The sequence below is a fragment of the Streptomyces sp. enrichment culture genome, assembly GCF_964273145.1.
Lineage (GTDB): Bacteria > Actinomycetota > Actinomycetes > Streptomycetales > Streptomycetaceae > Streptomyces.
In genome coordinates this window covers 4,210,997-4,229,489 of record NZ_OZ186873.1, presented here as the reverse complement: position 1 = coordinate 4,229,489, position 18,493 = coordinate 4,210,997, and the positions used below count along the sequence as shown (strand labels likewise).

Annotated in this window: 17 protein-coding genes; 5 read left to right on the top strand and 12 right to left on the bottom strand. The window is 74.4% G+C overall.

Annotated elements, in window-relative coordinates:
• Positions 1 to 173 precede the first annotated feature (173 nt).
• Together ACSU6Z_RS19230 and dapE are read right to left on the bottom strand one after the other, a co-directional pair.
• A complete protein-coding gene (locus ACSU6Z_RS19230) occupies positions 174 to 932 on the bottom strand; it encodes a TIGR00730 family Rossman fold protein (protein ID WP_437047268.1) in 759 nt (252 codons plus the stop codon).
• Between the two features lie 122 nt (positions 933 to 1,054).
• Entirely contained in the window at positions 1,055 to 2,134 is a 1,080-nt protein-coding gene (gene dapE, locus ACSU6Z_RS19225; protein WP_437047266.1) for a succinyl-diaminopimelate desuccinylase, read from the bottom strand.
• A 94-nt stretch (positions 2,135 to 2,228) separates the two neighbouring features.
• Between dapE and ACSU6Z_RS19220 the strand changes: the two genes are divergently transcribed.
• Positions 2,229 to 3,203: a heavy metal transporter gene (locus tag ACSU6Z_RS19220; protein WP_437047264.1), complete on the top strand. Its 975-nt coding sequence runs from the start codon at positions 2,229 to 2,231 to the stop codon at positions 3,201 to 3,203.
• Between the two features lie 309 nt (positions 3,204 to 3,512).
• On the top strand, positions 3,513 to 3,944 hold the full coding sequence (locus ACSU6Z_RS19215; protein ID WP_437047262.1) for an ATP-binding protein: 432 nt from the start codon (positions 3,513 to 3,515) through the stop codon (positions 3,942 to 3,944).
• Positions 3,945 to 4,041: 97 nt separating this feature from the next.
• Here the strand turns inward: ACSU6Z_RS19215 and ACSU6Z_RS19210 are convergent, their stop codons facing one another.
• Positions 4,042 to 5,136 (bottom strand): bifunctional succinyldiaminopimelate transaminase/glutamate-prephenate aminotransferase, encoded by a 1,095-nt coding sequence (locus tag ACSU6Z_RS19210; protein ID WP_437047261.1) that lies wholly within the window; start codon positions 5,134 to 5,136, stop codon positions 4,042 to 4,044.
• A gap of 161 nt (positions 5,137 to 5,297) precedes the next feature.
• Entirely contained in the window at positions 5,298 to 5,618 is a 321-nt protein-coding gene (gene fdxA / locus ACSU6Z_RS19205) for a ferredoxin (protein WP_014674796.1), read from the bottom strand.
• Positions 5,619 to 5,758: 140 nt separating this feature from the next.
• Here fdxA and ACSU6Z_RS19200 point away from each other — a divergent pair, with 140 nt between their 5' ends.
• Both ACSU6Z_RS19200 and ACSU6Z_RS19195 read left to right on the top strand, forming a co-directional pair.
• Complete coding sequence (locus tag ACSU6Z_RS19200; protein WP_437047259.1) at positions 5,759 to 6,862, top strand: GNAT family N-acetyltransferase; 1,104 nt, start codon at positions 5,759 to 5,761, stop codon at positions 6,860 to 6,862.
• On the top strand, positions 6,859 to 7,731 hold the full coding sequence (locus ACSU6Z_RS19195; protein WP_437047257.1) for a transglutaminase family protein: 873 nt from the start codon (positions 6,859 to 6,861) through the stop codon (positions 7,729 to 7,731). Before ACSU6Z_RS19200 ends, ACSU6Z_RS19195 begins: the two co-directional genes overlap by 4 nt.
• A 265-nt stretch (positions 7,732 to 7,996) precedes the next feature.
• On the opposite strand, the gene ACSU6Z_RS19190 is transcribed toward ACSU6Z_RS19195, so the two are convergent.
• From ACSU6Z_RS19190 to ACSU6Z_RS19175, 4 genes are all read right to left on the bottom strand, one after another.
• Positions 7,997 to 10,228: a hypothetical protein gene (locus ACSU6Z_RS19190; RefSeq protein WP_437047255.1), complete on the bottom strand. Its 2,232-nt coding sequence runs from the start codon at positions 10,226 to 10,228 to the stop codon at positions 7,997 to 7,999.
• A 181-nt stretch (positions 10,229 to 10,409) separates the two neighbouring features.
• Positions 10,410 to 10,820 (bottom strand): DUF6113 family protein, encoded by a 411-nt coding sequence (locus ACSU6Z_RS19185; protein ID WP_437047254.1) that lies wholly within the window; start codon positions 10,818 to 10,820, stop codon positions 10,410 to 10,412.
• Positions 10,817 to 11,692 (bottom strand): N-acetyl-1-D-myo-inositol-2-amino-2-deoxy-alpha-D-glucopyranoside deacetylase, encoded by an 876-nt coding sequence (mshB, locus tag ACSU6Z_RS19180; RefSeq protein WP_437047252.1) that lies wholly within the window; start codon positions 11,690 to 11,692, stop codon positions 10,817 to 10,819. The genes ACSU6Z_RS19185 and mshB overlap by 4 nt, the downstream gene beginning before the upstream one ends.
• Before the next feature lie 85 nt (positions 11,693 to 11,777).
• Positions 11,778 to 11,972, bottom strand: coding sequence for a hypothetical protein (locus ACSU6Z_RS19175; RefSeq protein WP_437047251.1), 195 nt, complete (start codon positions 11,970 to 11,972; stop codon positions 11,778 to 11,780).
• Between the two features lie 225 nt (positions 11,973 to 12,197).
• Here ACSU6Z_RS19175 and ACSU6Z_RS19170 point away from each other — a divergent pair, with 225 nt between their 5' ends.
• Entirely contained in the window at positions 12,198 to 14,345 is a 2,148-nt protein-coding gene (locus tag ACSU6Z_RS19170) for a prolyl oligopeptidase family serine peptidase (protein ID WP_437047250.1), read from the top strand.
• Between the two features lie 177 nt (positions 14,346 to 14,522).
• On the opposite strand, the gene ACSU6Z_RS19165 is transcribed toward ACSU6Z_RS19170, so the two are convergent.
• From ACSU6Z_RS19165 to ACSU6Z_RS19150, 4 genes are read right to left on the bottom strand one after another with little or no spacing between them, the layout of a single operon-like run.
• On the bottom strand, positions 14,523 to 15,596 hold the full coding sequence (locus tag ACSU6Z_RS19165; RefSeq protein ID WP_437047249.1) for an ABC transporter ATP-binding protein: 1,074 nt from the start codon (positions 15,594 to 15,596) through the stop codon (positions 14,523 to 14,525).
• Entirely contained in the window at positions 15,589 to 16,584 is a 996-nt protein-coding gene (locus ACSU6Z_RS19160) for an ABC transporter ATP-binding protein (protein WP_437047247.1), read from the bottom strand. Before ACSU6Z_RS19160 ends, ACSU6Z_RS19165 begins: the two co-directional genes overlap by 8 nt.
• 9 nt (positions 16,585 to 16,593) lie before the next feature.
• Positions 16,594 to 17,574 (bottom strand): ABC transporter permease, encoded by a 981-nt coding sequence (locus ACSU6Z_RS19155; RefSeq protein ID WP_437047246.1) that lies wholly within the window; start codon positions 17,572 to 17,574, stop codon positions 16,594 to 16,596.
• On the bottom strand, positions 17,567 to 18,490 hold the full coding sequence (locus ACSU6Z_RS19150; protein ID WP_437047244.1) for an ABC transporter permease: 924 nt from the start codon (positions 18,488 to 18,490) through the stop codon (positions 17,567 to 17,569). The genes ACSU6Z_RS19155 and ACSU6Z_RS19150 overlap by 8 nt, the downstream gene beginning before the upstream one ends.
• Positions 18,491 to 18,493 lie beyond the last annotated feature (3 nt).

The following is an 18,493-nucleotide window of genomic DNA, read 5'->3' as shown; positions in this document are numbered from 1 at the left end:
CGGCGTGCCGGGTCCTCTCCCTCGTACTGGAGGTACCCGGGTCAGGGCCCGGCGCGGCGAGTGGGGGTGCCCCTCCGGGGGAGCGCGCATGGCGTCACGGGGCGGACGGGAGTTCGACGACAGGGCCCAGGGGCCCCCGGTGCCGCCCCGGCCCTCCGGGCTCCTGCCGGCCCCTAGCGGCCCGCCTCCTTCGACACCAGCGCCACCGCCTCGTCCACGTCGTCCGTCACGTGGAACAGCAGCAGGTCCTCCTCGGCGGCCTTGCCCTGGGCGATCACCGTGCCGCGGAGCCAGTCGACGAGGCCGCCCCAGTAGGCGCTGCCGAACAGGACGATGGGGAAGCGGGTCACCTTGTGGGTCTGCACCAGGGTGAGGGCCTCGAAGAGCTCGTCGAGGGTGCCCAGGCCGCCGGGCAGGACGACGAAGCCCTGCGCGTACTTGACGAACATCATCTTCCGGACGAAGAAGTAACGGAAGTTCAGGCCGATGTCGACGTACTGGTTCAGCCCTTGTTCGAAGGGCAGCTCGATGCCCAGGCCCACGGAGGTGCCGCCCGCCTCGCAGGCGCCCCGGTTGGCCGCCTCCATGGCGCCGGGACCGCCGCCGGTGATCACCGCGAAACCGGCCTCCACCAGGCCGCGCCCCAGCTGGACGCCCGCCTTGTACTCGGGCGAGTCCGCCGGGGTCCGGGCGGATCCGAAGACGCTGATCGCGGGTGGGAGTTCGGCGAGCGTGCCGAAGCCCTCGACGAACTCCGACTGGATGCGCAGCACCCGCCAGGGGTCGGTGTGCACCCAGTCGGTGGGCTCCCGCTCGTCCAGCAGGCGCTGGTCCGTCGTGCTGGACTGGACCTGGCCGCGCCGGCGAAGGACCGGTCCCAGCCGCCGCTCCTCGGGCGGACGCTTCTTGCCCTCGGGATTGCCGGTAGCCATGTGAGCTCCCTCCGCTTGCGGTTTCGTGCGCCTCAGCGTAGATCTACGCGGGTTACGTACGGGGTACCTCAGCATGTCCGCCACGCAGCGCCGTGAAACCCGTTCCGGGACGGCCGGGCAGGTCAGGCGGTCAGCCAGGCCCTCAGCCGCTCCTCTCCCGCCAGGATCTTGGCGACCTCCACGCGTTCGTCGCGCTTGTGGGCCAAGTGCGGGTTGCCCGGGCCGTAGTTGACCGCCGGGACGCCCAGGGCGGAGAAGCGGGAGACGTCCGTCCAGCCGTACTTGGGCCGCGGGGTGCCGCCGACCGCCTCGACGAAGGCCGCGGCGGCCGGGTGGGACAGGCCGGGCAGCGCGCCGGGGCTGTGGTCGTCGACGACGAACTCGGCGACCCCGCAGTCGGCGAACACCTCGCGGACGTGGGCGAGGGCGTCCTCGGGCGTACGGTCCGGCGCGTAGCGGAAGTTGACGGTCACCACGCACTCGTCGGGGATGACGTTCCCGGCCACCCCGCCCGAGATGCCCACCGCGTTGAGGCCCTCGCGGTACTCCAGGCCGTCGATGACCGGGTACCGGGGCTCGTACGCGGCCAGCCTCGCCAGGATCGGCGCCGCGGCGTGGATCGCGTTGGAGCCCATCCAGCCGCGCGCGGAGTGGGCGCGCTCGCCCGCGGTCCTCAGCAGCACCCGCAGGGTGCCCTGGCAGCCGCCCTCCACCTGGCCGTCCGACGGCTCCAGCAGCACCGCGAAGTCGCCCTGGAGCCAATCGGGGTGGGCCGCGGCCACGTGCCCCAGCCCGTTGAGGTCGGAGGCGACCTCCTCGTTGTCGTAGAAGACGAAGGTCAGGTCGCGGTTGGGGGCCGGGACGGTCGCCGCGATGCGCAGCTGCACGGCGACGCCCGCCTTCATGTCGCAGGTGCCGCACCCCCACAGCACCCCGTCCTCGTCCAGCCGCGAGGGCACGTTGTCCGCGATGGGCACGGTGTCGATGTGCCCGGCGAGGATCACGCGCTGGGGCCGTCCCAGGTTCGTGCGGGCGACGACGTTGTTGCCGTACCGGTCGACGGTGAGGTGCGGCAGGGCGCGCAGCGCGGTCTCGATCGCGTCCGCGAGCGGCTTCTCGGAGCCGCTGACGGAGGGGAAGTCGACGAGCCGGGCGGTGAGCTCCGCTGCGTCCAGGGCGAGGTCAAGCGGGGTGTCGGCCATGCCGTCGACCCTAGCGCGCCGGTCCCCGGGCCACCGCCCGCCCACGGCCCCCACCGGGCGCGGGGGTCACGATTTCCTCCAGTACCTTGTATCCGTGTCAGAGCCGTCCCCCACCCCCGCCGTCACCCGTCGCGGCCGCCTCCTGCGTATCGGGGCGGCCTTCGTGGTCCTGCTCGCGGTCGTCGGTTACCTCGTGGTGCAGTACGTCACGGGCGGCACGGGCGCGCCTGGGTGCAAGGTCGTCTCCGGCGAGGGCGACGGGGCGACGTACGAGTTCACGCCGGAGCAGGCGGTGAACGCGGCGACGATCACCGCGGTGGGCACCGCGCGCGGCCTGCCGGAGCGGGCCGTGACGATCGCGCTGGCGACCGCGCTGCAGGAGTCGGCGCTGCGGAACATCCGCCACGGCGACCGCGACTCCCTCGGCCTGTTCCAGCAGCGGCCCTCGCAGGGCTGGGGCACGCCGGAGCAGATCATGGACCCGGCGTACGCGGCGGGGAAGTTCTACGACCACCTGGCCGAGGTGCCCGGTTACACGCGGCTGCCGCTGACCGTCGCCGCGCAGCGCGTGCAGCGCAGCGGCTTCCCGCAGGCGTACGCCAAGCACGAGCCGGACGCCACACTGCTGGCCGCCGCCCTCACCGGGCGGTCCGCGGCCACGCTGACCTGCGAGGGGCGCCCGGACGCCACCCGGGCCGAAGGCGCCGGCTCCGTGCGCGCGGCGCTGGTGCGGGACTTCGGGCGCGACGTGCTCCAGCCGGCCGGCGCGCGGGGCGACGGCGCGAACGGGTCCGACGGGTCCGACGGGCGGACCGTGACGCTGCCGGTGACGGCGGACTCGGCGGCGGCCGGGCGCAGTGCGGGGCAGCGCGGCTGGCAGCTGGCGCACTGGGCGGTGGCCAACGCCTCCGCGCTGCACATCAAGCGGGTCACGTACGCCGGGCGGGAGTGGACCGCCGGGAACACCGACAGCCGGTGGCGCCCGGCCGACGGCGGCGCCGTGGAGGCCTCGGGTGCCTCGGGTGCCGAGCAGGGTGCGGGAGCGGTCCGGATCGTCACTGGTCCCTAGTGCGAGTGTTCACCCGGAAGGGTCACGGGGCCCGCCGTGCGGGCGACGGGCCGCACGCGTTTCCGAAGGACCGCCCCAGGCCCCTCGGAACCCGTGGAAACGCGGTGCCGTAAGGATTCGGCAGCCTCTCCCGCGGCGCCCCTTTCACCCGTTTTCCACACATTCGATCATGCGACATATTACCGACCCTTTACGTTGCGCCGCCGCAACCTTCGCGGGCTTCGAGCGGTAGTCACTGCGTCCGAGCCCGGCCGGTCCAGCGCCGGGCACGGTCGGATTCTCCACCGTTCACTCCGTCGAAGGAGCAACATGTCCCTCCCCCTGACCCGCCGGATCGCCCGTGCCGCGCTGCTCGTCGCTGCGGGAGCGGCTGCCGGGGTCGGTGCGGCCGGCTCCGCCAACGCTGCCCCCGAGCTGCCGGCCACCCCGAACCTCGGCGGGCTGACCGCCCTGGACGGGGCGAACGTCGGCACCACCGTCGACGACGCGGCGCGGAAGAGCACCGGGCTCGCGGGCGACACCGGCAGCAAGGCCGTGAAGAAGACCGTGCCGGCCGCGGGCAAGACCGGCGGCGCGACCGTGAAGAAGGCCACGCCGGCCGCGCAGAAGGCCGCCGGGGAGGTGGCCGGCTCCACCGGTGACATCGTCGGGGACACCGCGCGGACCGCCACCAAGGGCGGCCTGCCGACGGACGCGCTGGGCAAGGGCGGGCTGCCGGTCCAGGGGCTGCCGCTCGCCTGACGGCCGGCGTGAGCCAGGCGCGCACGACGACGGGGTCCGGGGTCCTCCCGGACCCCGTCGTTCGTTCCCGGTCGTCTCCGGCCGCCGCCGGACGGCGTTACGCCAGCCGCTCCACCGCGGCCCGCACCCGCTCGTCGGTCGCCGTGAAGGCGACCCGTACGAACCGCTCGCCCGCGGGGCCGTAGAAGTCGCCCGGCGCCACGAGGATGCCGCGTTCGGCGAGGTGGGCGACGGTGTCCCAGCAGGACTCGCCGCGCGTGGCCCACAGGTAGAGGCTGGCCTCGCTGTGCTCGATGCGGAAGCCGTGGGCGGTCAGGGCCTCGCGCAGGGCGGTGCGGCGGGCGGCGTAGCGCTCCCGCTGCTCCCGGACGTGCTCGTCGTCGCCGAGCGCCGCCACCACGGCCGCCTGGGTGGGCGCCGACGTCATCATGCCGCCGTGCTTGCGGATCTCCAGCAGGGGGCCGAGGACGGCCGGGTCGCCCGCGAGGAAGGCGGCCCGGTAGCCCGCCAGGTTGGAGCGCTTGGACAGGGAGTGGACGGCGACGACGCCGTCGTAGGAGCCGCCGTTGACGTCCGGGTGCAGGACCGAGACCGGGTCGGCCTCCCAGCCCAGCTCCAGGTAGCACTCGTCGGAGAAGACCAGCACGCCGTGCTCGCGGGCCCAGGCGACGATCCGGGTCAGCTCGCCCCGGGACAGGACCCTGCCGGTGGGGTTGGACGGGGAGTTGAGCCACAGGAGCTTCAGGTGCGCCGGGTCCAGCTCGGTCGGGTCGTCGTAGACCTCGTACTCCGCCCGGGCCAGGCGGGCGCCGACCTCGTACGTCGGGTAGGCCAGGCGCGGGAAGGCCACCTTGTCGCCGGGGCCGAGGCCGAGCTGGGTGGGGAGCCAGGCGACCAGTTCCTTGGAGCCGACGATCGGCAGGACGTGGTGGTGGGTGACGTCCCGGGCGCCGAGGCGGCGCCCGACCCAGCCGGTGATCGCGTCGCGCAGCGCGGGGGTGCCCCAGACGGTCGGGTAGCCCGGCGAGTCGGCCGCCTCGACCAGCGCCTTCCGGATCAGCTCGGGGACCGGGTCGACCGGGGTGCCGACGGAGAGGTCGACGATGCCGTCCGGGTGGGCGGCGGCCCTCTCCTTGTAGGGCGCCAGCTTGTCCCAGGGGAAGGCGGGAAGGCGGTCGGTGACTGCGGACACGGTTGTCTGGCTCACTTTCTGCTGTGCGGCAAACGCCTCGGTCCCGTACGGCGATCGGAGGCGATCGGGCCGTACGGGACCGAGGCGGCACCGGAGGTCCCCCGGATGCCGGGCGGAGCCGGAACCGGGGGAGTGCGGGCCGCCGGGGGGCCGCCCGGGACTTACTCGCCCTGCGGCGGCAGCGCGGCGACGAACGGGTGGTCGCGCTCGATCAGCCCCAGCTTGCTGGCGCCGCCGGGCGAGCCGAGCTCGTCGAAGAACTCGACGTTCGCCTTGTAGTAGTCCTTCCACTCCTCCGGCACGTCGTCCTCGTAGAAGATCGCTTCGACCGGGCAGACCGGTTCACAGGCACCACAGTCGACGCATTCGTCCGGGTGGATGTACAAGGACCGCTGGCCCTCGTAGATGCAGTCGACCGGGCACTCCTCGATGCACGCCTTGTCCTTGACGTCGACACAAGGCTGCGCGATGACGTAGGTCACGCTGTCGTTCCTCCTCGATAGGGCGCTGGCGGGCCTCCACAGGCTCCGCCGCCTGGCGCGCGGGAGCGCGGCGTCGTCGATGCCCGCCCCTAGTATCTCCGTTCTTGGGCATGATCCGAACAGGAGGGGTGAACCGACCCGTGGAAATCTCTGCCGCCGGGCGCCTGGAGGTCCGTATCACCGCCGCTGACGTGGGAAAACGGGTCTCGGTGCGGCGGCTGACCGGACAGGACGCGCCGGGTGGGAAGTTCACCGACACGGTCGGTGTTCTCACATCATGGGACGACGGTGTGCTGCTGATCACACGCAGGAGTGGCGAGACCGTCCGCATCCCGGAATCGTCGCTGGTCGCGGGCAAGGTGGTGCCCGCCCGCCATCCGGTCGCCGCCCCTCGAACGGGCGATCCGCGCCACGGGGCGGCCGCGCCGGCGCGGCGGCGCGGCCCGGCCGCCTCGTACGGGGAACTGGCACGGGTGGCCGCCCGGGCGTGGCGGCCGGTGGAGAGCGAGCGGCTCGGCGGGTGGGAGCTGCGGGCGGCGGCCGGGTTCACGCGGCGGGCCAACTCGGTGCTGCCGCTCGGTGACCCGGGGCTCCCCCTCGACGAGGCGCTGGCCGCCGTACGGCGGTGGTACGGCGAGCGCGGGCTGCCCGCGTACGTGCAGACCGCGACCGGGGCGCAGGGCGCCCAGGAGCCGCTCTGCGCGGAGCTGGAGCGGCGCGGCTGGACGCGGGAGGCGACCGCCGAGCTGTGGACCGGAGGACTGGCCCCGGTCGCCGACCGGGCCGAGGGGGCGCGGGTCGTGCTGTCGCGGACGGCGGACGAGGCGTGGCTGGCCCGGTACCGGCGCAGGGGCGTGAGCGAGGTGGCGCTGCGGGTGCTGGAAGGGAGGTCCTCCCGCCCGGGCGGGGCCGGGAGCGGGGAGGGACCGTCGGTGTGGTTCGCGACGGTGCCGGGCGAGGGGGCGCCGGCCGCGATCGGGCGGTGTGCCGTGGACGGGCGGTGGGCCGGCTTCGCGGCCGTCGAGGTCGATCCGGCGGCGCGGCGGCGGGGCCTGGCCACGGCGGTCATGGCCGCGCTGGCCCGGCGGGCGCTGGAGGAGGGCGCGTCGGCCGCGTGGCTCCAGGTCGAGACCGGCAACGCGGCGGCCCGGGCGCTGTACGCCGGGATGGGCTTCTCGGCGCACCACGCCTACCACCACTACCGCGAGCCGGGCTCCGGGCCCGGAGGGGGCGGAGCGTCGTGACAGGACACGGACCCGCCCTGCCCTCCCCCCAGCCCCCGCCGTCCGGACGCTCCGCCGAACTGCGGCGGCGGTTCGCCGAGGAGGCCCGGTCCGGGCGGCCCGATCTGGCCGTGCTGTGCCTGCTGGTGGGCGCGCAGGCGGACGGCGCCCTGGACGAGGCGGGCCTGGACGCCGCCCAGGTGGAGCTGGACCGGCTGGCCGGGCGGTTGCCCTTCCGGCCGGGCGGGCCGCGGGCCTGGGCGGTGGCGCTGCGGGAGCTGCTGGGCGACCGGTACGGCTTCCACGGCACGGCCGCGGACTACCGGCACCTGGAGTCGTCGCTGCTGCACGAGGTGCTGCGGCGGCGGCGCGGGCTGCCGATCCTGCTGTCGGTGGTGTGGATGGAGGTGGCCCGCCGGGCGGGGGCCCCGGTGTACGGGGTGGCGCTGCCCGGGCACTTCGTGGTCGGGTTCGGGCCGGGGGAGGAGCAGGTGCTCGCGGACCCCTTCGACGGGGGGCGGGTGCTGACGGGCGCCGACGCGGAACTGCTGGTGGCGGGGGTCACGGGGGCGCCGCTGGAGCCGTCGATGCTGACGCCGGCCGATCCGCTGGACATGGTGCTGCGGATCTTGAACAACATCCGGGCGTGGGCGGCGGCCCGGCCCGAGCGGACGGACGTGGCGCTGTGGGCGGTGGAGCTGGCGCTGCTGCTGCCCTCGCACCCGGCGCGGCTGCGCCACGAGCGGGCGCAGCTGCTCGTGCAGCGGGGTGAGTTCCTGCGGGGCGCGGCGGAGCTGGACGCGTACGCCGACGTCCTCGCGGCGGTGGACGAGCCGGCGGCGCAGCGGGTGCGGGAGCAGGCGCGGGCGGCGCGGGCGCTGCTGAACTGAGCCGCGGACCGGGCGGGCAGGGGTGCGGCCGGCCCTTCCCGCGGGCGGCGCGGTCCGCCTCCGCCCGGTCGTGGCCCGGGTGACGGACGGGGCCGGGGGGCACCCGGTGGGCGCCCCCTCGTACCACGGCGGGCAGCGTTCGCCCGCCGGGGAAGCGGCGTCCGGCGCGTGCTCCCGGCGGGCCGGCCGAAAGCCCCCGGACGGGCGTGTCGGGGGCTCTTGGCCGGCGCGGCGGGGGCAGTGCCGGACGCCGCCTGCCGGGGCGCTAGCTCGGATCCGTCTCGATGACCGCGACCCGGTCGGTCTCGCTCGTCAGCGCCTGGCGGAGGGCGGCATAGACGTCCTCGGGGGTGACGGGCGTCTTCTTGCCGTTGCCCCGGGTGATGAGCACACCGTCGAACGCCTGGCCGTAGAGCCCCTCCAGGGCCGCCAGGTCGGGCTTGTCGACCAGCTTGCCGTCGACCGCCGTCACCCTGAGGAACTTCCACAGCGACTTCTGCGGACTCATCGGGACCGCGTGCGCCGCGTCGGTCTGCACGGTCACGTTGGCCGACATCGCCGGTTCGGCGAACTCCTTCATCATCCGGTCGACCTCGGCCTTGGAGACCGTGGGCTGCTGGGCGGTCGTCGGGACGTTCACCGGGCTGGAGGTGCCGGTCTCCACCTGGGTGCGGAAGGCCTTCTCCACCGCCTCGGCCGACTTGTCGACGTCGATGCCCGTGCCCGGCTTGCCGTACACGGGGACGGCCCTGCCGGGCTCGAACCTGATCGTGCCCTCGGTGACCGAACCGGCGCCGCCGGCCGCGCTGCGCAGGGCGGCGTGCAGCTTCTCCTCGTCGACCGGCATGACCGGGTCGACGACCCGGTGGTTGCCGAAGAGGGAGCCGATGACGGAGACGGGGTTGTAGTCGCTCTTCGCGGCGACGCCGACCGTGGCCTGCGTGTCGAACTGGAGTCCCGCCTGCTCGGGCTTGAGCGTGACGGTGTCACCGCCGACGGTGAGCTCCAGCGGCTTGTCCACCCGGCTCTCGAAGGCGGCGTCCAGCTTCTCGACGGCGTCGTCGCGGGTGCCGCCGCCGATGTCGACACCGAGCACGGTGGTGCCCTTGGGCACGTCGGAGTGGTTCATCAGCAGCCCGGCGCCGTAGGCGACACCGGCGAGGACGATCACGCCGCCGCCGAGCAGGACCAGCTTGCTGCGCCCCTTCTTCTTCGGCGGCTTCGGCTTCGCGGGGCCCGCCGGGGACTGCGGGGCCGGCTCGGGCGCCTTCGGGGGCGTGTGCGGCCGGGGTCCGCCGGCGGGCGAGCCGGGTCCGAACGGTCCCTGCCGGTCACCGGGCACCACGGGGACGCCGCTGGTGACGGTGTGCCCGGAGACGTTGTCCGCGGCAGTGCCGTACCCCGGCCCGCCCCGTTCGGGGGCCGGCTTCTGCGGGGTGAGGATGGCGGTGTCGTCGCTCAGGCCGCCGCCGGGGCGGGGAGCGCCGGGCCCGGCCGGGGAGGAGCCGGGGCCGTGCGTACCGCCGGGGGCTCCCGGGCCGCCGGGGCCGTCCGGGCCGCCGGTCCCGGCGGACGGGTTCGGCGCGCCGGGCGCGCCGAGTCCGCCGGACGTGCCCGGTCCGCCGCCGGGCGAGGGCGTCAGCCGTCCGTCGCCGGTGACCGGACCGGTCGTCGGGCCCGCGGGGCCCTGCGGGCCGGTGGGACCGCCGGGACGCAGGAAGGCGTCGGGGGCGCCCGGCCCGCCGGGACCGCCCGGACCGCTGCGCGCGGCCTGCCCGTTCGGCGACGTGTACGGCAGGTCGTCGCGGCGCTGTCCGGCGCCCGGGCGGGAACCGCCGCCCAGCGGACCCGCCGTCAGCGCCTCGGTCACGTCGAAGGAGCCCGTGCCGCCGCCGTGTCCCGGCGCCACGGGGCCGCCGGTCGCACCGGGCAGCCCCGCACCGTTCGAGCCGCCGGACCGGGAGCCGCCCGGTCCGTTCGGGCCGCCGGGCCGGCCACCGGTCGCGCCGGAAAGTCCGGCGCCCGTCGTCCCGGGACCGGAGCCCGCGCCCGAGGGACCCGAACCACCGCCCGCACCGGTCCCGTTGGCCGGGCCGCCCTTGGCCGACGGGGGCCTGCGCGGTGCGAACCAGTCGCTGGTCGTCTTCTCCCCGGCCGGCTGCGCCGGGGCGGCGGGCGGCTCGGCGGTGCCCGCGGGGGCGGCGGGGCCCGGCGCCCCGGCGGCCGTCTCCTCCCCGTCGGCGGCGCCGTCCTCGGCCCCCCCGACGGGCTTGCGCACGACGACCGGCGGGATGGGCCGGGATCCGGGAATGTTGATCCGGACCCGGGTGGTCAGCGTGGTTTCGGTCTTGCGTTCGTCCGGCCGCCCGGCCGCACGGCCCGCGTCCGTACCGCCGTCGGCAGCCGTGGGGGTCCCGTAGGGCGGCGTACCCGAGGGATAGGCGGTACCACCGCGCCCGTGGGGCCCGGAGGACGGACTGTCAGTTTCACGACTCAAGGCAGGTTCTCCCGGTTGGCTCCGCCGCCCGTCACGATCTCACGGTGGGGTTCCCCTGCTCAGGAGCTCGGGGAAGGCTCGGCGGCGCGCACCACCATACTGGCCGCTTCCTCGGCGTTTCCCGGACCGCCGGGGAAATGCCCACCCGGCGCGCTCTTGTCTGGTACGGCGAAGTGGTACGTCACTTGTCAAGTCGGGCGGTGCCGCCGTCCCGTTGCCGCACCGGCGCGAGGGTGGCGCACATCACAGCGAGGGCGATGCCGCCGAGCAGGAAGACGTAGGAGCCGCTGCCGGCGGCGAAGAGGAAGTCGCCCTCGGGGCGGCTGGCGGTGAGCAGGAGGACGGCGATCGCCCAGCCGACGGCGGCCGCGACGGCCGCGCTCCGGGCGCCGACGGCCCGCGCGGCCCCCAGGCAGAGCCCGGCTTCGCCGGCGAGGGCGAGCAGCAATCCGCCCGGGAACCAGGCGGGCTGCACCAGCGCCCCGGCCGCGCCGGTCACGGCTCCGCCCAGGAGCAGGCCCAGGTGGAGCAGGGCCCGCCCCGGGGAGGGCGGACGCAGCGGCTGGGCGAGCGGTGAGGTCCGGTCGTTCACGGCGCCTGTCCCTCCGGGGCGGTGGCGATCCCGGCGAACAGGTCGGTCTCCCGCGCGCCGGGGGCGCGCTCGCCGCGCACCAGTTCGTAGTACTCGGTGGTGAAGATCGGCTGCGCCAGTTCGTTGGAGAGCGCGAAGTACGGCCCGGCGACCTCGATCTGGGTGGCGTGCGCCCGCATCGCCGCGGCCTTGGCGGCGGCGTACGCGGTGCCGTCGATCTCCGTGGTGATCCGGGCGTCGTCGACGACACCGGGTACGTCGTCGAGGGTGGCCGGCTCGGCGAAGGGGAGGCCGGGCAGTTCCTCGCGCAGCCGGGCGAAGGACCGCTCGGCGACGGAGCGGGGCACGCGGTTCCAGTACACCTTGGCGATCGGGCAGCCCGCCTCCGCGGCCAGGTCGGCGGCGCGCATCGCGACGCGGTGGGCCTGGATGTGGTCGGGGTGGCCGTAGCCGCCGTCGGGGTCGTAGGCGACCATGACCTGGGGGCGCACCTCGCGGATCACCTCGACGAGGAGGGCGGCGGCCTCCTCGACGTCGGCCTGCCAGAAGCAGGCGGGGTCGTCGTTGTCGGGCAGGCCCATCATCCCGGAGTCCGCGTACCGGCCCGGTCCGCCGAGCAGCCGGGCGTCCCCGACGCCGAGCGCGCGCATCGCCTCCGTCAGCTCGCCCAGCCGGTGCCTGCCGAGGGCGACGCCGGTCAGGTGGCGCAGTGCCGGCGGGATGACCTCGCCGCGCTCGCCGAGGGTGCAGGTCACCAGGGTCACGTGGGCGCCTTCGGCCGCGTATCTGGCCATGGTGGCGCCGTTGTTGATCGACTCGTCGTCCGGGTGCGCGTGCACCAGCAGCAGACGACGGGCGGGCAGTTCGGTCATGGTCCCCACCCTACGAGGCGCCCGCCCTCTCCCGACGGCTCCCCCGCGGCCCGGCGCTCCGGCCGCGGGGGGGGGCCGGCCGGGATCAGAACCTGATGCTGCCGATCATCCCCGCGATGTTCGACGTGAGCTCGCTGATCGTGGGGGCCACGGTCGAGGAGGCGAGGTAGAAGCCGAGGAGCATGCAGACGATCGCATGCCCGGCCTTCAACCCTGACTTCCTGATCAGCAGGAACACGATGATCGCCAGCAGCACCACCGCCGAAATCGAGAGTGCCACGGCGGCTCACCTCCAAAGAACCCAGGGACGTGGGGGGTCGGACACGGGCGGGCCGTGTCGGGACTACGGGACGGACGGGCCGGTCGAACCTTATGGGGGCGGATAAATCCACACAGCGGGCAGCGAGTTGATACCCACTGTGCGCTAGTGATCATAACTATCCGTACGCGCGCGTCGATCGGCGCACGGCCGCACAAGGGGGCGCATGGCCAATATGGTCGGGTCATGACGACCGAGGCTGACTCCTTCCCCAGACGGCACGCCCGCACCCAGCGGTTCACGCTCGGCGCGCCGCGTTCGTTCACCGTGGCACCCGACGGTTCCCGGGTCGTGTTCCTGCGCTCGTCCTCCGGTACCGACCGGGCGAACGCGCTGTGGGTCCTGGACCTCGCGGAGGGCGGGGAACGCGTGGCGGCCGATCCGCGCGCCCTGCTGGGCGGGGCCGAGGAGCGCCTGCCGCCCGAGGAACGGGCGCGGCGCGAGCGCAGCCGCGAGGGCGGCGCCGGCATCGTCGGCTACGCCACCGACGCGGCCGTGGAGTTGGCCGCTTTCGCCTTGTCAGGGCGGCTTTTCGCGGCCGAGTTGCGGGCCGGGACCGCACGTGAGCTGCCCGTTTCGGGGCCGGTGATCGACCCGCGCCCCTCCCCCGACGGGCGGCACGTCGCGTACGTCGCGCAGGGCGCCCTGCGGGTCGTGGGCGCCGAGGGAGGGGGCGACCGGGTGCTGGCCGCGCCGGAGGCGGAGGGCGTCACCTACGGCCTGGCGGAGTTCGTCGCCGCCGAGGAGATGGGCCGGACGCGGGGGTTCTGGTGGGCGCCGGAGTCGGACCGGCTGCTGGTGGCGCGCGCGGACGACACGCCCGTGCGGCGGTGGTGGATCTCCGACCCGGCCCACCCGGAACGTGACCCACATCACGTGCCGTATCCGGCGGCGGGCACCCCCAACGCGGAGGTCCGCCTGTTCGTGCTGGGCCTGGACGGGGCGCGGACCGAGGTGGTCTGGGACCGCGGCCGCTACCCCTACCTGGCCCGTGTGCACTGGTCGGCGGCGGGTGCGCCATTGCTGCTCGTGCAGTCGCGCGACCAACGCGGTCAGCTCTTCCTGGCGGTGGACCCCGAGTCCGGTACGACCCGGATGGTCCACGCCGACGAGGATTCGATTTGGCTGGAACTTTTCGCCGGGGTGCCCTGCTGGAGTCCGTCCGGGCGGCTGGTGCGGATCGCCGACGAGGGCGGCGCGCGGGTGCTGGCGGTCGGCGACCGCCCGCTGACCGGGGCCCAGTTGCACATCAGGGCGGTGCTGGACGTCTCCGACGACGACGTGCTGGTCTCGGCGTCCGCCGGTGCGGAGGCGGCCGACCCGCAGACCGGCGAGGTGCACGTGTACCGGGTGAACGAGCTGGGCGTGGAGCGCCTGTCACAGGAGCCCGGCGTGCACTCGGCGGTGCGCGCCGGGGGCGTGACCGTGCTGGTCTCCGCGGCGCTCGACCGGCCGGGCGCCCGGGTGGAGGTCCTGCGGGAGGGGAAGCGTGTGGCGGCCATCCCCTCGTACGCCGAAGATCCCGGTCTGTCCCCGCGCGTACGGCTCACCCAGGGGGGCGCACGCCGCATTCCGTGCGCCGTGCTTATGCCAACGGACTACCCCGGTGACACTCCCCTCCCCGTCCTGATGGACCCCTACGGTGGTCCGCACGGGCAGCGGGTGGTGGCCGCGCACAACGCCCACCTCACCTCCCAGTGGTTCGCCGACCAGGGGTTCGCGGTGGTCGTCGCCGACGGGCGCGGCACTCCGGGACGCTCGCCCGCGTGGGAGAAGGCGGTCCACCGGGACTTCACCGTCTCCCTCGACGACCAGATCGAGGCGTTGCGGGACCTCGCGAAGTCCCATCCCCTCGACCTGTCGCGGGTGGCCATCCGCGGCTGGTCCTACGGCGGTTACCTGGCCGCCCTCGCCGTCCTGCGCCGCCCGGACGTCTTCCACGCCGGCATCGCGGGCGCCCCGGTGACCGACTGGCGGCTGTACGACACCCACTACACCGAGCGGTACCTGGGCGACCCGGCGGCGGACCCGGCGGCGTACGCGCGCAGTTCCCTGGTCACCGACGACGGGCTGTCCGCACCCGCCGGGCCGCACCGGCCGCTGATGATCGTGCACGGCACGGCCGACGACAACGTGGTCTTCGCCCACTCCCTGCGCCTGTCCTCCGCCCTGCTGGCCGCCGGCCGCCCGCACGAGGTGCTGCCGCTGTCCGGGGTGACCCACATGACGCCGCAGGAGCAGGTGGCGGAGAACCTGCTGCTGCTCCAGGTGGACTTCCTCAAGCGGGCCCTGGCACTCCCCCACACCGCCGCAAAGGCACCCGAACCGCGTTAACGCGCGCGCAACCCGCCGGAAGCGGCGCCGATACGGGCACGCGGAAGGCTGTACCGCGTACGGCCGTGCGGGTGCCGTGAACGGGCCGGGGCGCGCCATGTCGCCCCGGCCCGTTGCCGTGCCTCCCCGGCCGGAGCCGGCCGTCCGTCCCGGCCGGGGGCGCTCGGCCGGGGGCGCTCAGCCGGGGACGGTGCCGCCCTCACCGGACGGAGCCACCTGCGGCGCGGAGCGCCCGGCCGCCACGGCCTCCTGCGCGAAGTGGCAGGCCGAGTCGTGGGCGGCGGGTCCGGCGGTGTGCCGCAGCGCCTCCGGGACCGCGAGGACCGGGACCTCCCGGGCGCAGCGCTCGCGCGCCTTCCAGCAGCGGGTGCGGAAGCGGCAGCCGGAGGGGACGTTCGCCGGGGAGGGCACGTCGCCGGCGAGGATGATCCGCTCGCGGTGCTCGCGCGCCTCGGGGTCGGGCACGGGCACGGCGGACAGCAGCGCCTGGGTGTAGGGATGGGTCGGATGGTCGTAGATCTCCGTGTCGGTGCCGGTCTCCACGATCCGCCCGAGGTACATCACCGCCACCCGGTCGGAGATGTGCCGCACGATCGACAGGTCGTGGGCGATGAAGACGTAGGAGAGGCCGAACTCGTCCTGCAGCCGCCCCATCAGGTTGATCACCTGCGCCTGCACCGACACGTCCAGGGCGGAGACCGGCTCGTCGGCGACGATGATCTCGGGACGCAGGGCGAGCCCGCGGGCGATGCCGATGCGCTGACGCTGGCCGCCGGAGAACTGGTGCGGGTAGCGGTTGACGTACTCGGGGTTGAGCCCGACCACGTCCAGCAGCTCCCGCACCCTGCGGCGCCGGTCGCCCTTGGGGGCCGCCTCGGGGTGGATGTCGTACGCCTCCCCGATGATGTCGCCGACCGTCATGCGGGGGTTGAGGGAGGTGTACGGGTCCTGGAAGACCATCTGGATGTTGCGGCGGACCGCCTTCAGGGCCCGGCCCGAGAGCCTGGTGACGTCCTCGCCCTTGTAGCGGATCTCGCCGGCCGTCGGCTTCTCCAGGCTGACCAGCATCCGGGCGACCGTGGACTTGCCGCAGCCGGACTCGCCGACGATGCCGAGGGTCTCGCCCCGGGCCAGGTCGAAGTCCACCCCGTCGACGGCCCTCACCGCGCCGACCTGCTTCCCGAAGAGGACGCCGGTGGTGAGCGGGTAGTGCTTGACCAGGCCCCGGACCCGGAGGATCGGCTCAGCCATGCAGGCACTCCCGCCAGAAGTGGCAGGCACTGCCCCGGTCCGGCCGCGCCCGCGGCTCCGGTTCGGTGACCTCGTACAGCGGGGGCACGTCGGTGCGGCACACGTCCCGGGCCATGGGGCAGCGGGGGTGGAAGGGGCAGCCGGGAGGGACGTGCAGGAGGCTGGGCGGCAGGCCCTTGATGGCGTACAGCTCGCGGCCCTTGCGGTCCAGGCGCGGGACGGAGTCGAGCAGGCCCCGGGTGTAGGGGTGGGCCGGCGCCTTGTAGAGGGCGTGCACCGGTGCCGTCTCCACGATCCGGCCCGCGTACATCACCGCGATCTTGTCGGCGACGTCCGCGACCACGCCCAGGTCGTGGGTGATCAGGATCAGGCCCATGTCGTACTCGCGCCGGAGCTCCGCGAGCAGGTCCATGACCTGGGCCTGGACGGTGACGTCGAGGGCGGTGGTGGGCTCGTCGGCGATGATCAGCTTCGGCTCCAGGGCCAGCGCCATGGCGATCATGATGCGCTGGCGCATGCCGCCGGAGAACTGGTGCGGGTACTGCTTCACCCGCTCCCCGGCGGCCGGGATGCGCACCCGGTCCATCAGCTCGACGGCCCGCGCCCGCGCGTCCTTCCTCGACATGCCCCGGTGGACGGTGAACATCTCGGCGAGCTGGTCGCCGACGGTGAGCACGGGGTTGAGGGAGGACAGGGCGTCCTGGAAGACCATCGCCATCTCGGCGCCGCGCACCCTGCGCCGCGCCTCCTCCCCGAGCTTCAGCAGGTCCCGGCCCTCGAACAGCACCTCGCCGCGGGTGATGCGGCCCGGCGGCGTGTCGAGGATGCCCATGACGGCCTGGGCGGTGACGGACTTGCCGGAGCCGGACTCGCCCAGCACGGCGAGGGTCTCGCCGGCGTCCACGGCGCAGTCCACGCCGTTGACGGCCCGCGCGACGCCCTCGCGGGTGTGGAACTCCACGTGCAGGTCGCGCACTTGCAGCAGCATGGCGGCGGCTCACCTCAGTTTCGGGTCGAGGGCGTCGCGCACCGCGTCGCCGAGCATGATGAACGCCAGCACGGTGACCGCCAGCGCCCCCGAGGGCCACAGCAGGGCGTGCGGGGCGTTGCGGACGTAGGGCGAGGCGGCGGAGATGTCGATGCCCCAGGACACGCTCGGCGGTTTCAGGCCGACGCCGAGGTAGGACAGGGTCGCCTCCAGCGCGATGTACGTGCCGAGCGCGATGGTGGCCACGACGATGACGGGGGCGACGGCGTTGGGCGCGATGTGCCGCAGCAGCAGGCGGGCGGGGGAGGCGCCCAGCGCCCGGGCGGCCTGCACGTAGTCGTTGTGCTTGACGGCGATGGCGGTGCCGCGGGCGATGCGGGAGATCTGCGGCCAGCCCAGCAGCACCATGAACCCGACGACCGGCCAGACGCTGTTGCCGGTCACCACCGACAGCAGGACCAGGCCGCCGAGGACGACCGGGATCGCGAAGAAGACGTCGGTGATCCGGGACAGGAACCCGTCCCACGCCCCGCCGAAGAAGCCGGCGAGCCCGCCGAGCACGCTGCCGAGGACGGTGACCCCGAGCGTGGCGCAGACGCCGACCGTCACGGAGGTGCGGGCGCCGTAGACGGTGCGGGTGTAGACGTCGCAGCCCTGGCCGTTGAAGCCGAAGGGGTGGCCCGGCCGGGAGCCCTCCTGGGCCCTGGCCAGGTCGCAGGCGAGGGGGTTGCCGGAGGTGATCAGGGACGGCCACAGGGAGATGACGACCAGGAAGCAGATCACCAGCGCGGAGACGAGGAAGACGGGGTTGCGGCGCAGGTCGTGCCAGGCGTCGGACCACAGGCTGCGGGCCCTGTCCCGCCCTCCGGCGCCCCGCGGGCCCGGGGGCGTCTCCCCCAGGGTCACCGCCTCGCTGGCCGCGAGGTCCATCTGCCCGCCCATGCCGGTGCCGGCGACGGCGCGCTCGGGTTCGTAGGGCCGCTCAGGCATAGCGGATCCTCGGGTCGAGTACGGCGTACAGGAGGTCGACGAGGAGGTTGGCGGCCAGGAACACCAGGACCAGGACGGTGACGAAGCCGACGACGGTCTGGGTGTTCTGCCGGAGGATGCCCTGGTAGAGCTGGTAGCCGACGCCGTGGATGTTGAAGATCCGCTCGGTGACGATCGCCCCGCCCATCAGGGCGCCCACGTCGGTGCCGATGAAGGTGACGACGGGGATGAGGGAGTTGCGCAGCAGGTGCCGGACGACGACCCGGTGGCGCGGCAGGCCCTTGGCGATCGCCGTGCGGACGTAGTCCGAGCGCCGGTTCTCGGCGATGGAGGTGCGGGTCAGCCGGGTCACGTAGGCGAGGGAGACGGAGGCGAGGACCAGGCCGGGGACGATCAGTTCGCCGACGGGGGCCTCGGGGGAGACGGACGGCTTGACCCAGCCCCACTTCACGCCGAGCAGGAGCTGGACCAGCAGGCCGGTGACGAAGGTGGGGACGGAGATGACGACGAGGGTGAGCAGCAGCACCGTGGTGTCGACGGGCCGGCCGCGGCGCAGGCCGGTGACGACGCCGAGGATGACGCCGACGACGATCTCGAAGGCGATCGCCACGAGGGTCAGCCGGATGGTGACCGGGAAGGCGGACCCCATCAGCTCGGTGACCGGCCGGCCGTTGAAGGCGGTGCCGAAGTCGCCGGTGAGGACGTTGCCCATGTAGGTCAGGTACTGCTGCCACACGGGCCGGTCGAGGCCGAATTCCCGGCGCAGCCGGGCGGCGGTGGCCGGGTCGCACTCGCGCTCGCCGCACAGGCCGGCGATCGGGTCGCCCATGACGTGGACCATCAGGAAGATCAGCAGCGTGGCCCCGGCGAAGACCGGGATCATCTGCAGCAGCCGCCGGACGACGTACCGTCCCATGGC

What these genes read in the sequence shown, in the direction of transcription:
- ACSU6Z_RS19230 (WP_437047268.1), bottom strand. Translation starts at nt 932, where the DNA reads ATGGCTACCGGCAATCCCGAGGGCAAGAAGCGTCCGCCCGAGGAGCGG.
- dapE (WP_437047266.1), bottom strand. Translation starts at nt 2,134, where the DNA reads ATGGCCGACACCCCGCTTGACCTCGCCCTGGACGCAGCGGAGCTCACC.
- ACSU6Z_RS19215 (WP_437047262.1), top strand. Translation starts at nt 3,513, where the DNA reads ATGTCCCTCCCCCTGACCCGCCGGATCGCCCGTGCCGCGCTGCTCGTC.
- mshB (WP_437047252.1), bottom strand. Translation starts at nt 11,692, where the DNA reads ATGACCGAACTGCCCGCCCGTCGTCTGCTGCTGGTGCACGCGCACCCG.
- ACSU6Z_RS19170 (WP_437047250.1), top strand. Translation starts at nt 12,198, where the DNA reads ATGACGACCGAGGCTGACTCCTTCCCCAGACGGCACGCCCGCACCCAG.
- ACSU6Z_RS19165 (WP_437047249.1), bottom strand. Translation starts at nt 15,596, where the DNA reads ATGGCTGAGCCGATCCTCCGGGTCCGGGGCCTGGTCAAGCACTACCCG.
- ACSU6Z_RS19160 (WP_437047247.1), bottom strand. Translation starts at nt 16,584, where the DNA reads ATGCTGCTGCAAGTGCGCGACCTGCACGTGGAGTTCCACACCCGCGAG.
- ACSU6Z_RS19155 (WP_437047246.1), bottom strand. Translation starts at nt 17,574, where the DNA reads ATGCCTGAGCGGCCCTACGAACCCGAGCGCGCCGTCGCCGGCACCGGC.
- ACSU6Z_RS19150 (WP_437047244.1), bottom strand. Translation starts at nt 18,490, where the DNA reads ATGGGACGGTACGTCGTCCGGCGGCTGCTGCAGATGATCCCGGTCTTC.